The sequence below is a fragment of the Rhodococcus sp. H-CA8f genome (genome assembly GCF_002501585.1).
Taxonomy (GTDB): Bacteria; Actinomycetota; Actinomycetes; order Mycobacteriales; family Mycobacteriaceae; genus Rhodococcus_F; species Rhodococcus_F erythropolis.
Genome location: NZ_CP023720.1, coordinates 3,373,428 through 3,390,010 on the forward strand (window position 1 = coordinate 3,373,428; position 16,583 = coordinate 3,390,010).

Here is a 16,583-nt window from a genome sequence, read left to right on the forward strand (position 1 = left end):
CAGGCGCTCACGAGGTTCGACGCGGGAGGTCGCCGATCGGTTCCGTCAGCGCGAACGAAGCACGGGCGGATCGAACGCCTTGACCAGCGGCAGAACCCCTTGGAATTTCTCGATCTGCACCAGAACGTGCTGGCCGGTGCACCCGTGCGAAAGCGAAGACGTGCCGACGTCTGGCGTCAGAACGTTGGGATTTCCGTGAACACACAGCGAATCGGGATCGGCAGGATCGAGCGGGTCGTACCACGCCCCGGTCGACAACTGGACGACGTCGCTCCGCAAATCCGAATCGACGATCACACCAGCCAGGCACGCCCCGCGATCGTTGAATACGCGCACCACGTCCCCAGCCGACACGCCGCGCGCGGCCGCTGCATCCGGGTGCATACGAATCGGCTCGCGTCCCTGAATCTTCGATGCCTGGCTCGCAGCGCCGTGATCGAGTTGGCTGTGCAGCCGCGTCTTGGGCTGGTTGGCGATCAAGTGAAGCGGGAATTGCGTGGCCCGTGGTCCACCCAGCCACTCGTCGGGCTCGTACCAGCGCGGATGGCCGGCGCAGTCGTCGTAGCCGAAAGACTCGATGGTCTCGGAGAAGATCTCGATCTTCCCACTCGGAGTCGAGAGCGGATACTTCTCGGGGTCCTCGCGGAAGTCACCGAAGAGCACGAGGTTGTCTTCGGTTCGCATCCGGTAGTGCCCATCCGACCAGAAATCCTCGAACGTCGGTGTGTTGCCGCCGTCTGCATCGACGAACGGCCGCCATTGACCGTAGAGATGCTCGATCCACTCCTGTGAGGATCTCCCCTCGGTGAACTGCTCCCCGAATCCGAGCGCAGAAGCCAGAGCGGCAAACGTGTCGTAGTCGTCTCGCGAATTCGCGAAAGGTGGAACTACTTGCTGCATCGCGACCAGAAGTGGATCATTTCGTGTGCAGCTCAGGTCATTTCGTTCGAGCGACGTTGTCGACGGGACAACGATGTCGGCATTGCGAGCCATCGGCGTCCAGTAGGGATCGTGAACGACGATCGTGTCCGGACGCGCAAATGCCCGTCGCAGCCTCGGGAGATCCTGGTGGTGATGAAACGGATTGCCACCAGCCCAGTAGACCAACCGAATATCCGGATAGGTCAGGCGCCTGCCGTCGTAGTCGAACTCCTCGCCGGGCGAGAGCAAGAGATCGGAGATCGCGGCCACCGGAATGAAATCGGGCACCGGATTCACACCTTGTGAGAAGGTCGGCAACGGATACGGCACCGGAGCCAGACCCGGCTCGTTCATCGAACCGTAGCCGTGGCCGAAACCGCCACCCGGAAGCCCGAATTGGCCGAGCATCGCGGCGAGTGTCACGCCCATCCACGGAGCCTGTTCACCGTGTTTGATGCGTTGCAACGACCACGTGACGGTCACCAGCGTCCGGCCGGACGCCATTCTCCGAGCCAGGTCGGTGATGAACTCCGCCGGCACCCCGGAGATCTTCTGCGCCCAGCGCGGATCCTTCGGTACACCGTCGGCACGTCCGAGCAGGTAATCCTCGAAGCGTTCGTAGCCGACGCAGAAGCGGTTCAGGAAATCGCGATCGTGCAGGTCCTCCGACGCCAGGACAAACGCCAGGGCAAGCATGATTGCCACGTCGGTTCCCGGAACGGGTGCGATCCACTCGCAGTCGCCATCGACGTCGTCGCGCAACGGACTGAAGGAGACGATCTTTCCGCCGCGGGCACGAAATGCGTCGAGCGCCCCGCGCGTCGGATGATCGCTCGTACCACCGGCATTGACGCCGGTGTTCTTGATCGGTACTCCCCCGAACGAGACGAGAAGATCGGAGTGCTTGGCGATGACGTCCCACGACGTGGAGCGCGCGAACAACTTCCAGTGTGTTCCGACCACACGCGGCATGATGACACCGGTGGCACCGAGCGAGTAGCTGTGGACCGACTTGGTGTATCCACCCAGCTGATTCAGAAATCGGTGAACTTGGCTCTGCGCGTGATGGAATCGACCGGCGCTGGCCCAGCCGTACGAGCCGCCGAAGATCGCTTTGTTCCCGTGCGTGTCGACCACGCGACGCAACTCGCGGGAGAGGAGTTCGGTCAGTTCGTCCCACGAGACCGAGACGAACTCGTCCGCTCCACGTCGGTCGCTGGGACCAGGCCCGTTCTCGAGCCAACCGCGGCGCACCGCCGGGCCCGAAACGCGAGCCCGACTGCGCACCGAACCGGCGAGGTTCCCGAGCATCGGCGAGGGATTCGAATCACCCTCGTACGGATGCACGGCGGTCACCTCGCCGGCGACCGATTCGGCGGTGAACATTCCCCAATGGGACATGTGTTGACGACGCCGGTTCGGTGCAGTTGTCACAGAAACTACTTTCGAAGTAGATCAGGGAAGGGAAAGGACCAGCTTCTCGATGTCCACGCGCGGCCCGGTGAAGAACGGCACCTCTTCGCGAACGTGCAAGCGAGCTTCGGTGGCACGCAGATCGCGCATCAGATCGACGATACGGATGAGCTCAGGCGCTTCGAACGCGAGAATCCACTCGTAGTCCCCCAGAGCGAAGGCCGGGACCGTGTTGGCGCGAACGTCCTTGTACGAACGAGCAGCCATACCGTGATCGGCGAGCATCTTGCGACGCTCCTCGTCGGGGAGCAGGTACCACTCGTACGAGCGGACGAACGGGTAAACGCAGATGTAGTCGCCGGGATCCTCACCCGCGATGAACGAGGGCACGTGGCTCTTGTTGAACTCCGCGGGGCGGTGCACCGCCGAGTTGCTCCAGATGGGAGCACTGGCCTGTCCGAGGACGGTGGTGCGGCGGAAATCCGCGTACGCGGCCTGCAGTTCCTCGATGCTGGCCGCGTGGGTCCAGATCATGAAGTCCGCGTCGGCGCGCAAGCCGGCGACGTCGTAGATGCCGCGAACCACGACGCCCTTGTCTTCGAGACCCTCGAAGAACAAGCGGGCGTCCTTGACCGCAGCTTCCCGATCATCGCCCAGCACACCGGGTTCCACCTGGAACACGGAGAACATGAGGTAACGGATTTCAGAGTTCAGTTTGTCGAAATCAAGGCGTGCCATGGGTCTATCGTGCCACTCGCTCGAATATCCGTGTAGCCGCCGTCGTGCCGACTGCGACACACGCCGGAACCCCGACGCCGTGCAGCCACGACCCGGCCACTTCGAGGCCGTCGAACTGCGTCATCCCGGACTCGATTTCAGCCACGATTTCCGTGTGACCTGGGGAGTACTGGGGAAGACCGCCGTGCCACCGCTGTACGAAGCTCGCTCCTGGCTCCTCGGTGATTCCGGTCACGGTCTCGAGATCGGCGCGCGCAAGTTCGATCAGTTCACCATCCGGCCGGTCGACGATCTCCGATGCGCCGAATCGACCGAACGACACCCGAACGAGATGCTCGCCGCGATCAGCGAGGTGCGTCCACTTTCGGCTCGACAGCGTGAACGCCTTGGCGGTCAGGTCGGCGTCGGTGGCAACCAGGATCCCCGAATTCTGCGGAAGGTCGACCTGACCGGGCAGGCGGAGCGCCACCACCGCGGACGACGCCAGTTCGATCCGCGACGCGATACGCGCAATATCCGCATCGACGCCGGCCAACAGCACCGCTGCGCGCGGCGCCGGAACAGCCAGAATCACCGCGTCGACGCTGCCGAGCGGATCGACGTTCCAACCTTTCCCGTCCCTGCGTAACTCGGAAGCCTCGCCGCGGACGAACGTCGCGTCGGCGGCCTGCCGCAGCGCATCGAGCAAGATGCCGTAACCGTCCCTGAGCGCTCCGAACACTGGTCCGGGTGCAGGTGTCGGCACTGCGGCTGCAACTGCATCCGTGAGGCTCTGAGCGCCCGCATCGAGCGCCGCAGCGAGTGTCGGCAAAGCTGCACGCACTCCGATGGTCTCCGCCAGGCCCGAGTACACCCCGCCGAGAAGGGGATCCACCGATCGGCTGACCACCTGATCACCGAATCGCTGTGAAACCAGTTCGGCAACACTGCAATCGGAACCGCGGGTCCACTCGAACGGAGCGCCTGGTTCGGCAGCTATGCGCGACAGTGTCTGCTCGTCGACTAGATCTCTCACCGACTCGGACGATGCCGGGATTCCCATCAGGGTTCCGGCAGGAAGTCGATTCAGTGAGCCCTGGGACCAGATCAACGGGCTCAACCCCGCGGGGTAAACGATCTGATCGGTCAGTCCCAGCTCGGCGAGAAGCGCAGGGACTTCGGGCCGACGGGCGATGAACGCCTCGGCGCCGATGTCGATCGGGCCACCGCCAAGATCAATCGTTCGCAGCTTCCCGCCCAGTCGCGGAGAGTCGTCGACGACCGTGATGTCGGCAACGGAGCCCAGACTGCGCCGAAGCCGGTACGCGGCAACCAGACCGGAGATTCCGCCTCCGATCACCGCGACCGACGGCCGAGTGGTTGTCACAGCGAGTGCACCAGCTCCACCGCCGAGGTGATCGCCGTGGGATCGGTGTCGGGAAGAACTCCATGGCCGAGGTTGAAGATGTGGCCGATGGCACCGGCTTCGATCGCGCGGTCACCTTCAGCGGCGATCCGGCGCACCTCACGATCGATCACCTCGGGGCCCGCGAACAGTACAGCGGGATCGAGATTGCCTTGCAGCGCCTTGCCCGGACCGACACGACCGGCCGCGACGTCGAGCGGAATCCGCCAGTCGACACCCACGACGTCGGCACCTGCCTCCCCCATCGCGCCGAGAAGTTCACCGGTTCCGACACCGAAGTGGATACGCGGAACGCCGGCAGCGGCAACCTCGGCAAACACCCGTTCGGAATGCGGGAGAACAAATTCCCGGTAATCGGCCAGCGAGAGCGCGCCGGCCCACGAGTCGAACAGCTGAACCGCGTCGACACCCGCCTTGAGCTGCGTCTGCAGGAAGCAGATCGTGGTGTCTGCCAGGCTTCCCAGCAACGCGTGCCAGGTCTTCGGATCGGAGTGCATGAGCGCCTTGGTCTTCTCGTGGTTCCGGCTCGGACCACCCTCGACCAGATACGACGCCAAGGTGAACGGCGCTCCGGCAAAGCCGATCAGCGGAGTCGAGCCCAACTCGGTGGTGAGAAGTCGAACGGCCTGCGCGATCGCCCCGACCTCTTCGGGGACCAACCGCGGGAGGGCTGCGACGTCGGCGATGGAGCGAATCGGATTGGCAACCACCGGTCCGACGCCGGCAACGATGTCGAGATCGATTCCCGCAGCCTTGAGCGGAACAACGATGTCCGAGAACAGGATTGCCGCGTCCACGTCGTGACGGCGCACCGGCTGCATCGTGATCTCACAGACCAGCGCCGGATCGAAACACGACTCCAACATGCCGATCCCCGCGCGGATCTCGCGATACTCCGGCAACGAACGTCCGGCCTGGCGCATGAACCACACCGGCCGTCGACTCGGAGTGCGTCCGGTCGCCGCGGCGAGCAACGGTGCGTCGGGCAAAACTCGCCGAGCGCTGTATTCCGCCGACCCGGTCATGCCTGAATTCATGTTGTCCAACCCGCTCATCAGTCCTCGCGCTCTCCGCCAACGTGTGTCTTCGATCGACTCAATGCTGCCATGTCCCACACTCGGGATCGGACACCCGAGCGGTTCGTGAGCGGCCACACACCCGGACCACACTCGGTCGGCGCGCCTCCACCTACCCGCCCTTATCCCCGACTAACGTCCTGACCTGTGACGACATCCGGATCGACAGCCGACCCGGCCGAGTTCCGTGCCGCCGTGGAGGCGATGACCGCTGCGCGGGTTCGGCCCGAGATAGAGGTCGGTCCCATCCGTCCGCCGCAGCGTCTCGCTCCGTACAGCCACGCAGTGGGAGCCGAGGTTCTGCACCCGGACTCCGACGTCGTGGCCGAGCAGTCCGAAGGCGACGCTTTCGGCCGCCTGATCCTGTTGTTCGATCCGGACGGCGACGAGGCGTGGAACGGCACCATGCGGTTGGTGGCCTACATACAGGCAGATCTTGACGAAGCCGTCGCCGCGGATCCACTACTTCCCGAAGTAGCCTGGAGTTGGCTGGTGGACGCACTCGAAGCCGGACCGGAACCTTTTGTGGCCCTGGGCGGTACGGTCACAGCCACAACTTCCGTGCGATACGGCGACATCGCGGGCCCGCCGCGAGCCCACCAACTCGAGTTACGAGCATCCTGGACTGCAACGTCATCGGAATTGGCTCACCACGTCGAGGCTTTCTGTGAAGTTCTCGCGTACGCGGCAGGACTTCCGCCTGCCGGGATAACCACGCTGTCGCGGCAGGGCGACTAACTCCACTACTCGTTTACGCATTCCCCCGGAAAAATACTAGAACCTGTTCTAAAATGAGTCATGCAACGTCTCAGCGGACTCGACGCGACCTTCCTCTACTTGGAAACACCGACCCAGCTATTGCACGTTTGTGGACTCGTACTGCTCGACCCCTCGACCATTCCGGGCGGTTACGACTACCGGAAGCTGCTTCGCGAGTTGGACTCGCGGATGGCCACGATGCCGACCTTCCGGCGCAAACTCAAAGATTCCCGCCTCAATCTCGACTACCCGGTATGGGTCGACGATCACGATTTCGACATCGAGCGGCACTGCCACCGGACCGCGGTACCTGCTCCGGGCACACACGCGGAACTGGCAGAACTCGCCGGACACATCGCGAGCCAACCGCTGGATCGTTCCCGCCCACTGTGGGAGATGTGGGTCATCGAGGGACTTGCCGACGGACAGATCGCTGTCATGTCGAAGATCCATCACAGCGCTGCCGACGGTGTCACCGGTGCGAACATCCTCGCTCAGCTGTGCAGTCTCGAACCGGATTCACCGGCGCTCGTGGATCCCACCGCACAGGGTGCGGGCGACGCGGGAACGCTGGACATCGCGATCGGCGGACTCATGGCCGTCATCGCCCGACCCGCACGAATTGCCCGTCTGGTCCCCGGCGGAATCGCCATGCTCCCCAAGTGGGTGACACGCGCGCGCAAGGGTGAAGCGATGCCTGCTCCGTTCACCGCGCCACGGACCTCGTTCAACGGCGCGATCACCGGTCACCGCAACGTCGCCTTCAGCCAGCTCGATCTCGCGAAGGTCAAAGCCGTCAAAGACCGTCACGGCGTGAAGGTCAACGACGTGGTTCTCGCGCTGTGCGCGGGTGCTTTGCGGACCTACCTCAAGGACCGCGACGAACTGCCGGAGGACTCACTCGTCGCGATGGTCCCCGTATCGGTCCACGGTAAATCCGATCGGCCGGGCACAAACCAGATCTCGGGCATGTTCACGCAGCTGGGCACCCAGATCGGCGATCCGGTCGAGCGTCTGCACGCGATCAGCGATTACAACGCCACCTCGAAGAACCACAACGAGGCTCTGGGTGCGAACATGCTCCAGGACTGGTCCCAGTTCGCATCGCCGGCGGTGTTCGGCGCCGCCATGCGGGTGTACTCGTCGCTCAAACTCGCCGAGCGTCACCCCGTCGTGTCCAACCTGGTCGTCTCGAACGTGCCCGGGCCGCCGGTCCCGCTCTACTTCCTCGGCGCCCAGATCAAGGGAATGTTCCCGCTCGGCCCGATCTTTCACGGGGCAGGACTCAACGTGACGGTGATGTCACTCGACGGAAAACTCGACGTCGGCATCGTCAGTTGCTCCGATCTGGCACCCGAATTGGACCAGCTCGCGCAAGGTTTCGGAGCCGCACTCGACGAACTGTTCGACGCTGAGGTGACAACCCCGGCCCCGACTGCGACGTAGAGTCAGTGACCATGTCCGAAGTCACCGATGATGCAACCGAGCCCACCTCCGACGTAGTTCCGCTGCTCGTTCCGCGTGACGGAGTTCCGGACGTCATCACCACTGCCGCCGGTGTCGCCGACGCCGCGGCCGCGCTGGCCTCCGGCCACGGCCCGCTCGCCGTGGACGCCGAGCGGGCATCCGGATTCCGTTATTCGGCACGGGCGTACCTGATCCAGCTCCGACGCGAAGGAGCGGGATCGTTCCTGCTCGACCCGATTCCGACAGCGCAGGACCTGCAGCCGTTGGCCGAGGCGATCAACCCGTTGCAATGGGTGCTGCACTCGGCCGATCAGGATCTCCCCGGCCTCGCCGAACTGGGCCTGACACCGGCCGAGCTGTTCGACACCGAACTGGCCGGTCGACTGGCCGGGTTCGAACGAGTCGGACTCGCCGCGATAGTGGAACGAACCCTGCGGGTGGAACTTCGCAAAGGTCACGGGGCCGCGGACTGGTCGACACGTCCGCTCCCGGACGCCTGGTTGAACTACGCTGCCCTCGACGTCGAAGTGCTTCTCGAACTGCGCGACGCCATGGAAGCCGAACTCGAATCCCAGGGCAAGCTCGAGTGGGCGAAGGAGGAGTTCGAGTACATCCGTCTGGCCGGCCCGCCCAAGCCCAAGCCCGACCGTTGGCGTCGTACATCGCACATCACCTCGCTCAAGACCACTCGGCAGTTGGCGGCAGTACGGGCGCTGTGGCAGGCGCGTGAGGATCTCGCGCGCAAGCGCGACGTGTCGCCGAGCCGGGTTCTCCCTGACTCCGCCATCATCGACGCCGCTCTCAAAGATCCTCAGTCGCTGGATGCGCTCCGTTCGCTTCCCGTGTTCGGCGGACCACGTCAACGCCGGTATTCGCGTGTGTGGATGGACGCGCTGGAAGCTGCGCGCAGGCTCCCGGACAGCGAGCTTCCGCCGAAGACCCCGCCGATCGTCGGACCCCCTGCCGCCGGTCGGTGGGCTCGCCAGGACCCGGCTGCGGCCGATCGACTGACGGCGGCTCGGGCAGCACTGTCGGACCTGAGCAAGGAAGTGTCGGTGCCCGTGGAGAATCTGCTCCAACCCGACCTGGTCAGGCGCCTGTGCTGGGACTGGAAGTTGGAACCCGACTCCGACATCACCGAGGTCGAGAGCGCAATCGAGACCAAGCTCACTTCCGGTGGCGCACGTGGCTGGCAACGCACTTTGACGGTTCCCGTCCTCGCCGAGGCACTGAACTCCGTGGTCCCGGCCGAGCCCGAAGCGGAAGAGCCTGAATCCTGACCTGACCCCGGTGTGAGGTTGGAGCAATTCGGCACGTTAAGTTACCGGTCAGTAATGGGCAGTAGTACGCTCGATACGAGGCCGGACGCCTGGCCGTGATCGCCGAACCAACGTCTCACCGCACTTCGGAGTGGTGGGCAGCTCCATCAGGAGGAATTCGCGTGGCTCCATCCACAAACAACCAACGCAACGTCGTCTTCGTCGACGGCATTCGCACCCCGTTCGGCAAGGCCGGCCCGAAAGGCATGTACGCCGACACGCGCGCAGACGATCTCGTCGTCAAGGCGATTCGTGAGCTGCTTCGCCGTAACCCGCAACTCGATCCCGCACGGATCGACGAAGTGGCTGTCGCAGCCACCACGCAGACCGGTGACCAGGGCCTGACCATCGGCCGCACCGCTGCGATCCTCGCCGGTCTCCCCGAAACCGTTCCCGGATTCGCCATCGACCGCATGTGCGCCGGCGCGATGACCGCCGTCACCACCACCGCGTCGGGCATCGGCTTCGGCCAGTACGACGTCGTGATCGCCGGTGGCGTCGAGCACATGGGCCACCACCCGATGGGTGAGGGCGCAGACCCCAACCCGCGCTTCCTCGCCGACCGCCTGGTCGACCCGAGCGCCCTCGTGATGGGTAACACCGCCGAGAACCTGCACGACCGGTTCCCGACCATCACCAAGGACCGCACGGACGCCTACGCCGTCAACAGCCAGAACAAGTACGACGCTGCCAAGAAGGCCGGCTTCATCGCCGACACTTTGGTCCCCGTCGCCACCCGCAGTTCCGCGGGCTGGGGTCTGGCCACCGAAGACGAGCCGCCGCGCCCCGGAACCACCGTCGAAGATCTCGCGAAGCTCAAGACGCCGTTCCGCCCGGCCGGACGCATCACCGCCGGTAACGCCGCCGGACTCAACGACGGTGCCACCGCAGCACTGCTCGCCGGTGAGGACACCGCAGCCGAGCTCGGCCTGCCGGTCGGCATGCGCATGGTGGGCTTCGCCTACCAGGGCGTCGACCCCGCCGTCATGGGTATCGGCCCGGTTCCCGCCACCGAGAAGCTCCTGGCACGCACCGGCCTGAAGATCGAGGACATCGGACTCTTCGAGATCAACGAGGCGTTCGCCGTTCAGGTCCTCGCGTTCCTCGAGCACTACGGAATCGCCGACGACGACCCGCGCGTCAACCAGTGGGGCGGCGCCATCGCGTGTGGCCACCCCCTCGCTTCCTCGGGCGTTCGCCTGATGACGCAGCTCTCCCGCCAGTTCGCGACGCGTCCCGACGTGCGCTACGGCTTGACCACCATGTGCATCGGACTCGGCATGGGCGGCACCGTCATCTGGGAGAACCCGAACCACGCTGACTACCAGGCAGGGGTTAACTAAATGTCTGATATTGCAACAGCATTCGCCGACGAGGTCGTGACGAACGCCTACACGAAGATCATCTCGGTCCCCGGCATCGAGGGCCCGTTTGCACTGATCACCCTCGACAACGGCTTCGACCACACCAAGCCGTCGTCCTTCGGTCCCGGCGGACTCGCAGCATTCGACGCCGCCCTCGACGAAGCCTTCGCAGCCAACCCGGTTGCCATCGCCGTCACCGGCAAGCCGTTCATCTTCGCCGCCGGCGCGGACCTCAAGGGTGTTCCCGCGATCACCTCTCGCGAGCAGGGACTCGAGCTGGGCCGCTTGGGTCACAAGGTGTTCCGACGCCTGCGTGAGTCGTCCGTTCCCACGTTCGCCTTCATCAACGGTGTCGCTCTGGGCGGCGGCCTCGAAGTCGGCCTGCACAGCCACTACCGCACGGTTGCCGCCAATGCGGGCGCACTGGGTCTTCCGGAAGCATTCCTCGGTCTGGTCCCCGGTTGGGGCGGAACGCAGTTGCTCCCCAACCTCGTCGGCCCGTCGAACGCCGTCACCGTGGTGATCGAGAACTCGCTGAACCAGAACAAGGTGCTCTCCCCCAAGAAGGCACTCGAACTCGGCGTCGTCGACGTCGTTCTCGATTCCGCCGACTTCATCGAGCAGTCCCTCGCCTGGGCGTCGCAGGTCCTCGCCGGCACAGTGACCCCCGCTCGCCCCGAGATCGACCGTGGCCAGGGCTGGGACGACGCGATCGCTCGTGCGAAGGCGATCGTCGACGGCAAGACCAAGGGCAACGCTCCCGGCGCCGTCAAGGCCGTCGAGCTGCTCGAACTGGCTCGCAGTACCGACATCACCGATGCCGCTTCGCTCGACAAGGGCTTCGCGGCCGAGGACGAGGCTCTTGCCGATCTCCTCCTGACCGACGAACTCCGTGCAGGTCTGTACGCCTTCGATCTGGTGAACAAGCGCGCCAAGCGCCCCGCCGGAGCACCCGACCGCTCGCTCGCCCGCAAGGTCAGCGGCGTCGGCATCGTCGGTGCCGGTCTCATGGCCAGCCAGCTCGCGCTGCTCTTCGTCCGCCAGCTCAAGGTGCCGGTCATCCTGACCGACATCGACCAGGAGCGCATCGACAAGGGTGTCGGCTACGTCCACACCGAGATCGAGAAGCTCCAGGGCAAGGGGCGCCTGTCCCCCGACGCTGCGAACCGTCTCAAGGCGCTCGTCTCCGGTTCCCTCGACAAGGCCGCGTTCGCCAAGACCGACTTCGTCATCGAAGCCGTCTTCGAGAACATGGACGTCAAGAAGAAGGTCTTCGCGGAACTCGAGCAGTTCATCGCTCCCGAAACCATCCTCGCCACCAACACCTCCTCGCTCTCCATCACGGAGATGGCGTCCGGCCTCGAGCATCCCGAGCGTGTGGTCGGCTTCCACTTCTTCAACCCGGTTGCCGTTCTTCCTCTCCTCGAGATCATCAAGGGCAGCAAGACCGACGATGCCACTCTCGCAACGGCTTTCGCCACCGCGAAGTCGCTGAAGAAGTCCGCCGTCCTCTGCGGCGACAAGGCAGGCTTCGTCTTCAACCGCCTCGTCACCCGCACCTTGGGTGAGGTCATGTCCGCCGTCGACGAAGGCACCCCCTTCGACGTCGCGGACAACGCCATCGCCGAACTCGGCATGCCCATGTCGCCGTTCACCTTGCTGGCCCTCGTCGGACCCGCAGTGGCTCTGCACACCGGTGAGACCCTGCAGGAGTCGTACCCGGACCGGTTCAAGAGCTCACCTGGACTCGAAGCACTCGTCGAGGCTCGCAAGCCCGGCGTGTGGACCTGGGGCGAGAACGGTCAGGCCGTCGATCCCGAGGTCGCCGCACTGTGGCCGCAGGGTGACAAGGTGTCCACTTCGGAAGAGGTCCTCGAGCGCACACGTCGTGCGTTTGCCGAGGAAATTCAGATCATGCTCGACGAGGGCGTCGTAGCGGCAGCCGAGGACATCGACCTCTGCCTGCTGCTCGGCGGCGGGTTCGGATTCTGGAACGGCGGCATCACGCCGTACCTGGACCGGACCGGTACCTCCGAGGCTGTCAACGGCAAGCGCTTCCTCGCGCCTGGTGTTGCCAGCGTCTGAGTCAGTCGATCGACCCGTCACGGACGGCGTGCCTTCGGGTACGCCGTCCGTGGCGTTTGCGCAGGTTCAGAATAGGGTTCCCACATCGTCTTTCACGATGTTCTCGAGCGCACGCTCCGCGACGGCGGCGATAGTCATCGACGGATTGCACGCAGCGGAGTTTCCCGGCAACAGAGCGCCGTCGAGCACGTACAACCCCCGCTGGCCCAGAACCCGACCATCAAGATCGCACACCGAGTTCATGCAGGCACCGCCAAGGGGATGCCAGGTGGACGGCAGTAACGCGTTGGTGTCGGTGAGCAGTCCTCCTGCCGCGATCCGCTGGGCCGCAGGTCCGATGTGGCCTTGCTGGATCGCAGAGTCGCCATCCCTCGGCCAACGGAGCACCGCCTCGCCTCGCGCTGAGTCGTACACGAACCGACCTCGGTCGCTGCTGACCCCGAATCCGACCATCACCGTGCTGTGAGCGTCGAACGCCACCGGCGGGAACGACGCCTGAATGACGGTGAACGCGTTATGCGGGTCGCCCCAGTTCCGGCTGCCGTAGACGACCGGCCCGCCCTGTGTCGCACCGAAATTCTCCGCGAGATCCGACCAGATGTAGATCCGGTCGGCATTGGTCCCCCATCCCGCGCCGAGTTCGTCGGGCAAATCCGTGATCCGCCCCGTTGCTGCGGCGCGGACCAGGAGTTTGGTGGTGTTCATGCTGCCGGCAGCCATCACGAGCGCATCCGTCGTCAAAATCTTGTTCTCGAGAATCTTGCCGGAAATGTCGGTCCGGTCCACGTACACACGCCACCGTCCGTCGGCCGCCCGCTCGACATCGGTGACCTGGTGCAGAGTCTCCACATTCACCAATCCGGTCGCTTCCGCTGCCGCAATGTAGGTGACATCCACCGAATGCTTGCCCCCGTTGTTGACACCGAGCGCGCCGTCACCGTTGGTGTACGACGGCTTCATCTCACCCCGCAGTTCGGCCAACGCGTAGTTCCAGTCGATCGGCATCGGAATCTTCGACACGGGTAGACCGGAACGCGTTGCGTTACGCGCGAATACACGTGCCGCCTCGTAGTTCGGGCTGGAAATCAGTTCGTCGGGTGCAGTTTCCACTTGCAACATCCGCGCCACCCGCGGGTAATGGACGCGGTCCATTCGTGCGTAATCGAGCTCCTCCGGAAAGTGCGTGTTGAAGACCGCTTCTTCCGGTTGCAGCGTCATCCCTTGGTACACAAGCGATCCGCCGCCCACCCCGGCTGCGCAGATCGCGGTCATGTTCTCACCGGTCACCGTCTCCAACAAACCCGCGTATGGCTCGAAGATCGCCGGCCTGCCGAACAGAGTCGGGTTGGACTGATGCCAGAGGATACGCTTGTCCGGACTGGCGGGATGCGGAAAAGTTTCGGCATTCGGCCCGGTCTGCCACCGAATCCCTCTCTCCAGCAGGGTGACCGGAACCCCGGCCTCGGCCAAGCGAAGTGCCGTCACCCCTCCGCCGAACCCCGAACCGATAACCACGACACGGTGCACTTCACGTGTCAGCGGAATCCCTGTTGCAGCCTTGGCAGTGCGTGGCGCCATCATCGCGACTCCCACGGCGGCCGTACCGGCCAAGAACGATCTACGTTTCACTCCGGACATGACTGGTGCTCCCTCGAAGAATGTCGCCAGAGAATTCCGGGCACGCCAAAACTAGACACTCTAACGCTCGAGTGTCAAGGTTTTGGCGGAGCAGGCGAGGAACTACGAGGTCGACCGGATTGCGGGCCCGAGCCACCTCGAGAGAAAGGCCCGCAAGGAGTCATCGGAATGGACGAGGTCACTGTCGAAGGCAACAACCGAAAGCCCCAGTCGCACGGCAATTTCCACTATCTCATCCAACTCCGCCTCCGTGGCGAGGCCACGTTCGACCATAGGGGCGAGCATCTGACCAGCGAAAGGTATTGCTCGACTCATCATTTCGAGATCGAAGACAGGGTTTCCCCGCTCGGCGAGGAGCAGAGTCGCGAGCACCGGGTGAGCACGCACGGCAGTTCGCGCGGCAACGATGAATTCGACGACATAGTCGCACGCCGTGTCGACCGACTCCACCTGTGCCGTGATCTCCCCGAGAACCTCGACAGCGAGACCGCCCATCGCCTGGGAGACGACCTCTTCACGTGTACCGAAAATCGAGTACACCGTCTGGCGCGAGACACCGGCCGCGGTGGCAACTGCGGCAATGTTCACAGCCTCGAATCCGCCACCTTCGATCAGTCCGAGGGCGGCGCCGAGAATCTTCTGCTGTGATCGCACGAGGAAAGTATCGCCCACCGAAACGGCGCCCTGAGAAACGCGGTCCAGATCCGACTCCCACCTGCATAAACGGCACAATCGGTTTCGTTTGGCTGCCGAAATTCAGTAGGTTAGGCTGCCCTTCATGAAAACATCTGTTCGGGGCTTCACTGCCCTCGGTGCGGCTGCAATCGCGGTCACCGCACTTGTCTCGTGCTCCTCGGATTCAGGCACATCCACGACATCCCAAGGTACGGACGGATTCCCCGTCAGCATCGAGAACACCTTCGGCACCACGACCATCGACTCGAAGCCCGAGCGCCTCGTCACCCTCGGATGGAACGCGCAGGACATCCTGTACGCACTCGATCTGACTCCGGTCGGACAGCCCAAGTACACCTACGGTGCGGACGACAACGGCGTCATGCCCTGGGCCCAGGACTACTTCGACGCGGACAAGACAACGCTCTTCGACATGCCGGCCAGCGGAGAACCGCCGATCGAGTCCATCGCGTCGTTGACCCCCGACGTCATCCTGGCGCCGTACGAGGGCTTCGAGGAATCCGTCTACAACCAACTGAGCAAGATCGCACCGACGGCCGCTTATCCCGGCGCAGCGTGGCAGACGTCCTGGCAGGACCAGACCCGCATCGTCGGCAAGGCAGTCGGCAAGAGCGAAGAGGCCGAGAAGCTCGTCGACGGCCTCGACGCGACTCTCGCCGATACCGCCGCAGCCCACCCGGAGTTCGCCGGAAAGACATTGGCAGTGGTCAACTTCGATACCGATTCGAGCAACATCAACGTCTATCTGCCCACCGACCCGCGGGTCCAGGTGCTGACGGAACTCGGATTCGTCAACGCGCCGGGCGTCGAGAAGCTCGCCGCGGACAATGCAGGTGGATCGTTCTTCAAGACGATCTCCTACGAGAACATCGCCGACATCGACGCCGACGTGATCGTCGGCTTCACCGACGGCTCCGGTGATCCGTCCGGCATACCCGCAGTCGGTGGACTCGACGCGGTCAAACGCGGATCCACCGCATTCCTCAGCGACACCCGCGTCATCGGCGGACTGAGCAACGTCAACGTCCTGAGCACGCCTTGGGTCCTCGGCCAGATCACACCGACGTTGAGTGAAGCCGCAAAGCGCACGACCGCCTAGAAAAGTTGCAGTGTCGGCCACGGTCTTTATGCTCACCGCATGGCTGAACTTTCGATCTCCGTAACCAGGCACGTCAACGCACCGGTGGACACCGTGTGGCAGGTCCTCACGGACCTCGACAACGCTGCTGACACCCTCTCCGGTGTGACAAGTATCGAACGGCTCGCCGGAGAGGGCTACGCCGTCGGCACCAAGTGGCGTGAGACTCGGAAGATGATGGGCAAGGAAGCAAGCGAGGACATGTGGGTGGCCGAAGTCGACGCTCCCACCCGCACGGTCGTCAAAGCCAACTCCCACGGCATGAACTACACGAGTGGGTTCACTCTGAAGCCTGACGCCGCAGGCACGATCCTCGAGATGTACTTCTCCGGGGAATCCGAATCCACTTCACGTATCTCGAAGATCTTCACAGCGGTATTCGGTCGATTGGGCGCGCGAGTGACCCGGAAATTCATGGCGAAGGATCTCGAGGACATCGCAGCCAAAGCCGAGAGTCTCGCGGGTAAGTAAACCACCCTCACCTGCACCGACATTATTGTTTGCATAATCACTGCAATCAATACCTTGCCTCTGCGTCCGGTTGTTTCGACCTGCGAATGGACT

The 16,583-nt window shown here is 64.0% G+C and carries 13 protein-coding genes; 7 read left to right on the top strand and 6 right to left on the bottom strand.

Translation table 11 applies throughout. From position 1 onward, the window contains the following. Positions 1-45: 45 nt before the first annotated feature. Genes CPI83_RS15660 through hemE form a run of 4 tightly spaced genes read right to left on the bottom strand, consistent with a single transcriptional unit; the run spans position 46 to position 5,502 of the window. On the bottom strand, positions 46-2,322 hold the full coding sequence (locus CPI83_RS15660; protein ID WP_080910841.1) for a molybdopterin guanine dinucleotide-containing S/N-oxide reductase: 2,277 nt from the start codon (positions 2,320-2,322) through the stop codon (positions 46-48). A gap of 54 nt (positions 2,323-2,376) precedes the next feature. Further along, positions 2,377-3,072 carry a hydrogen peroxide-dependent heme synthase gene (gene hemQ, locus CPI83_RS15665; RefSeq protein WP_019748269.1) on the bottom strand — a complete coding sequence of 232 codons (696 nt, stop codon included), beginning with the start codon at positions 3,070-3,072 and terminating at the stop codon, positions 2,377-2,379. A 4-nt stretch (positions 3,073-3,076) separates the two neighbouring features. Beyond that, a complete protein-coding gene (locus CPI83_RS15670; protein ID WP_097387402.1) occupies positions 3,077-4,438 on the bottom strand; it encodes a protoporphyrinogen oxidase in 1,362 nt (453 codons plus the stop codon). Beyond that, positions 4,435-5,502, bottom strand: coding sequence for a uroporphyrinogen decarboxylase (gene hemE, locus CPI83_RS15675; RefSeq protein WP_020907577.1), 1,068 nt, complete (start codon positions 5,500-5,502; stop codon positions 4,435-4,437). Before hemE ends, CPI83_RS15670 begins: the two co-directional genes overlap by 4 nt. 198 nt (positions 5,503-5,700) lie before the next feature. Between hemE and CPI83_RS15680 the strand changes: the two genes are divergently transcribed. The 5 genes from CPI83_RS15680 (at position 5,701) to CPI83_RS15700 (ending at position 12,547) form a co-directional block, all read left to right on the top strand. Continuing rightward, positions 5,701-6,291, top strand: coding sequence for a DUF3000 domain-containing protein (locus tag CPI83_RS15680; RefSeq protein WP_019748266.1), 591 nt, complete (start codon positions 5,701-5,703; stop codon positions 6,289-6,291). 60 nt (positions 6,292-6,351) lie between these two features. Beyond that, positions 6,352-7,758, top strand: a complete 1,407-nt coding sequence (locus tag CPI83_RS15685; protein WP_097387403.1) for a wax ester/triacylglycerol synthase family O-acyltransferase — start codon at positions 6,352-6,354, stop codon at positions 7,756-7,758. 11 nt (positions 7,759-7,769) lie between these two features. Continuing rightward, positions 7,770-9,059 carry a ribonuclease D gene (locus CPI83_RS15690; RefSeq protein WP_020907574.1) on the top strand — a complete coding sequence of 430 codons (1,290 nt, stop codon included), beginning with the start codon at positions 7,770-7,772 and terminating at the stop codon, positions 9,057-9,059. A 161-nt stretch (positions 9,060-9,220) separates the two neighbouring features. Continuing rightward, positions 9,221-10,441 carry a thiolase family protein gene (locus CPI83_RS15695; RefSeq protein WP_003942598.1) on the top strand — a complete coding sequence of 407 codons (1,221 nt, stop codon included), beginning with the start codon at positions 9,221-9,223 and terminating at the stop codon, positions 10,439-10,441. Further along, entirely contained in the window at positions 10,442-12,547 is a 2,106-nt protein-coding gene (locus tag CPI83_RS15700) for a 3-hydroxyacyl-CoA dehydrogenase NAD-binding domain-containing protein (protein WP_007732875.1), read from the top strand. A 66-nt stretch (positions 12,548-12,613) separates the two neighbouring features. On the opposite strand, the gene CPI83_RS15705 is transcribed toward CPI83_RS15700, so the two are convergent. Next, positions 12,614-14,185, bottom strand: coding sequence for a GMC oxidoreductase (locus tag CPI83_RS15705; protein WP_097387404.1), 1,572 nt, complete (start codon positions 14,183-14,185; stop codon positions 12,614-12,616). A 102-nt stretch (positions 14,186-14,287) separates the two neighbouring features. Beyond that, on the bottom strand, positions 14,288-14,839 hold the full coding sequence (locus CPI83_RS15710; RefSeq protein WP_029255269.1) for a TetR/AcrR family transcriptional regulator: 552 nt from the start codon (positions 14,837-14,839) through the stop codon (positions 14,288-14,290). A 124-nt stretch (positions 14,840-14,963) separates the two neighbouring features. On the opposite strand from CPI83_RS15710, the gene CPI83_RS15715 reads away from it, so the two are divergent. Further along, positions 14,964-15,980, top strand: coding sequence for an iron-siderophore ABC transporter substrate-binding protein (locus CPI83_RS15715; protein WP_020907571.1), 1,017 nt, complete (start codon positions 14,964-14,966; stop codon positions 15,978-15,980). A gap of 39 nt (positions 15,981-16,019) precedes the next feature. Beyond that, positions 16,020-16,490 (top strand): SRPBCC family protein, encoded by a 471-nt coding sequence (locus tag CPI83_RS15720; protein ID WP_020907570.1) that lies wholly within the window; start codon positions 16,020-16,022, stop codon positions 16,488-16,490. Positions 16,491-16,583: the final 93 nt, after the last annotated feature.

Excerpts from the sequence above, each read along its gene's own strand:
- CPI83_RS15660 (WP_080910841.1), bottom strand. The coding sequence starts at position 2,322 with ATGTCCCATTGGGGAATGTTCACCGCCGAATCGGTCGCCGGCGAGGTG.
- hemQ (WP_019748269.1), bottom strand. The coding sequence starts at position 3,072 with ATGGCACGCCTTGATTTCGACAAACTGAACTCTGAAATCCGTTACCTC.
- hemE (WP_020907577.1), bottom strand. The coding sequence starts at position 5,502 with ATGACCGGGTCGGCGGAATACAGCGCTCGGCGAGTTTTGCCCGACGCA.
- CPI83_RS15685 (WP_097387403.1), top strand. The coding sequence starts at position 6,352 with ATGCAACGTCTCAGCGGACTCGACGCGACCTTCCTCTACTTGGAAACA.
- CPI83_RS15690 (WP_020907574.1), top strand. The coding sequence starts at position 7,770 with ATGTCCGAAGTCACCGATGATGCAACCGAGCCCACCTCCGACGTAGTT.
- CPI83_RS15700 (WP_007732875.1), top strand. The coding sequence starts at position 10,442 with ATGTCTGATATTGCAACAGCATTCGCCGACGAGGTCGTGACGAACGCC.
- CPI83_RS15705 (WP_097387404.1), bottom strand. The coding sequence starts at position 14,185 with ATGTCCGGAGTGAAACGTAGATCGTTCTTGGCCGGTACGGCCGCCGTG.
- CPI83_RS15715 (WP_020907571.1), top strand. The coding sequence starts at position 14,964 with ATGAAAACATCTGTTCGGGGCTTCACTGCCCTCGGTGCGGCTGCAATC.
- CPI83_RS15720 (WP_020907570.1), top strand. The coding sequence starts at position 16,020 with ATGGCTGAACTTTCGATCTCCGTAACCAGGCACGTCAACGCACCGGTG.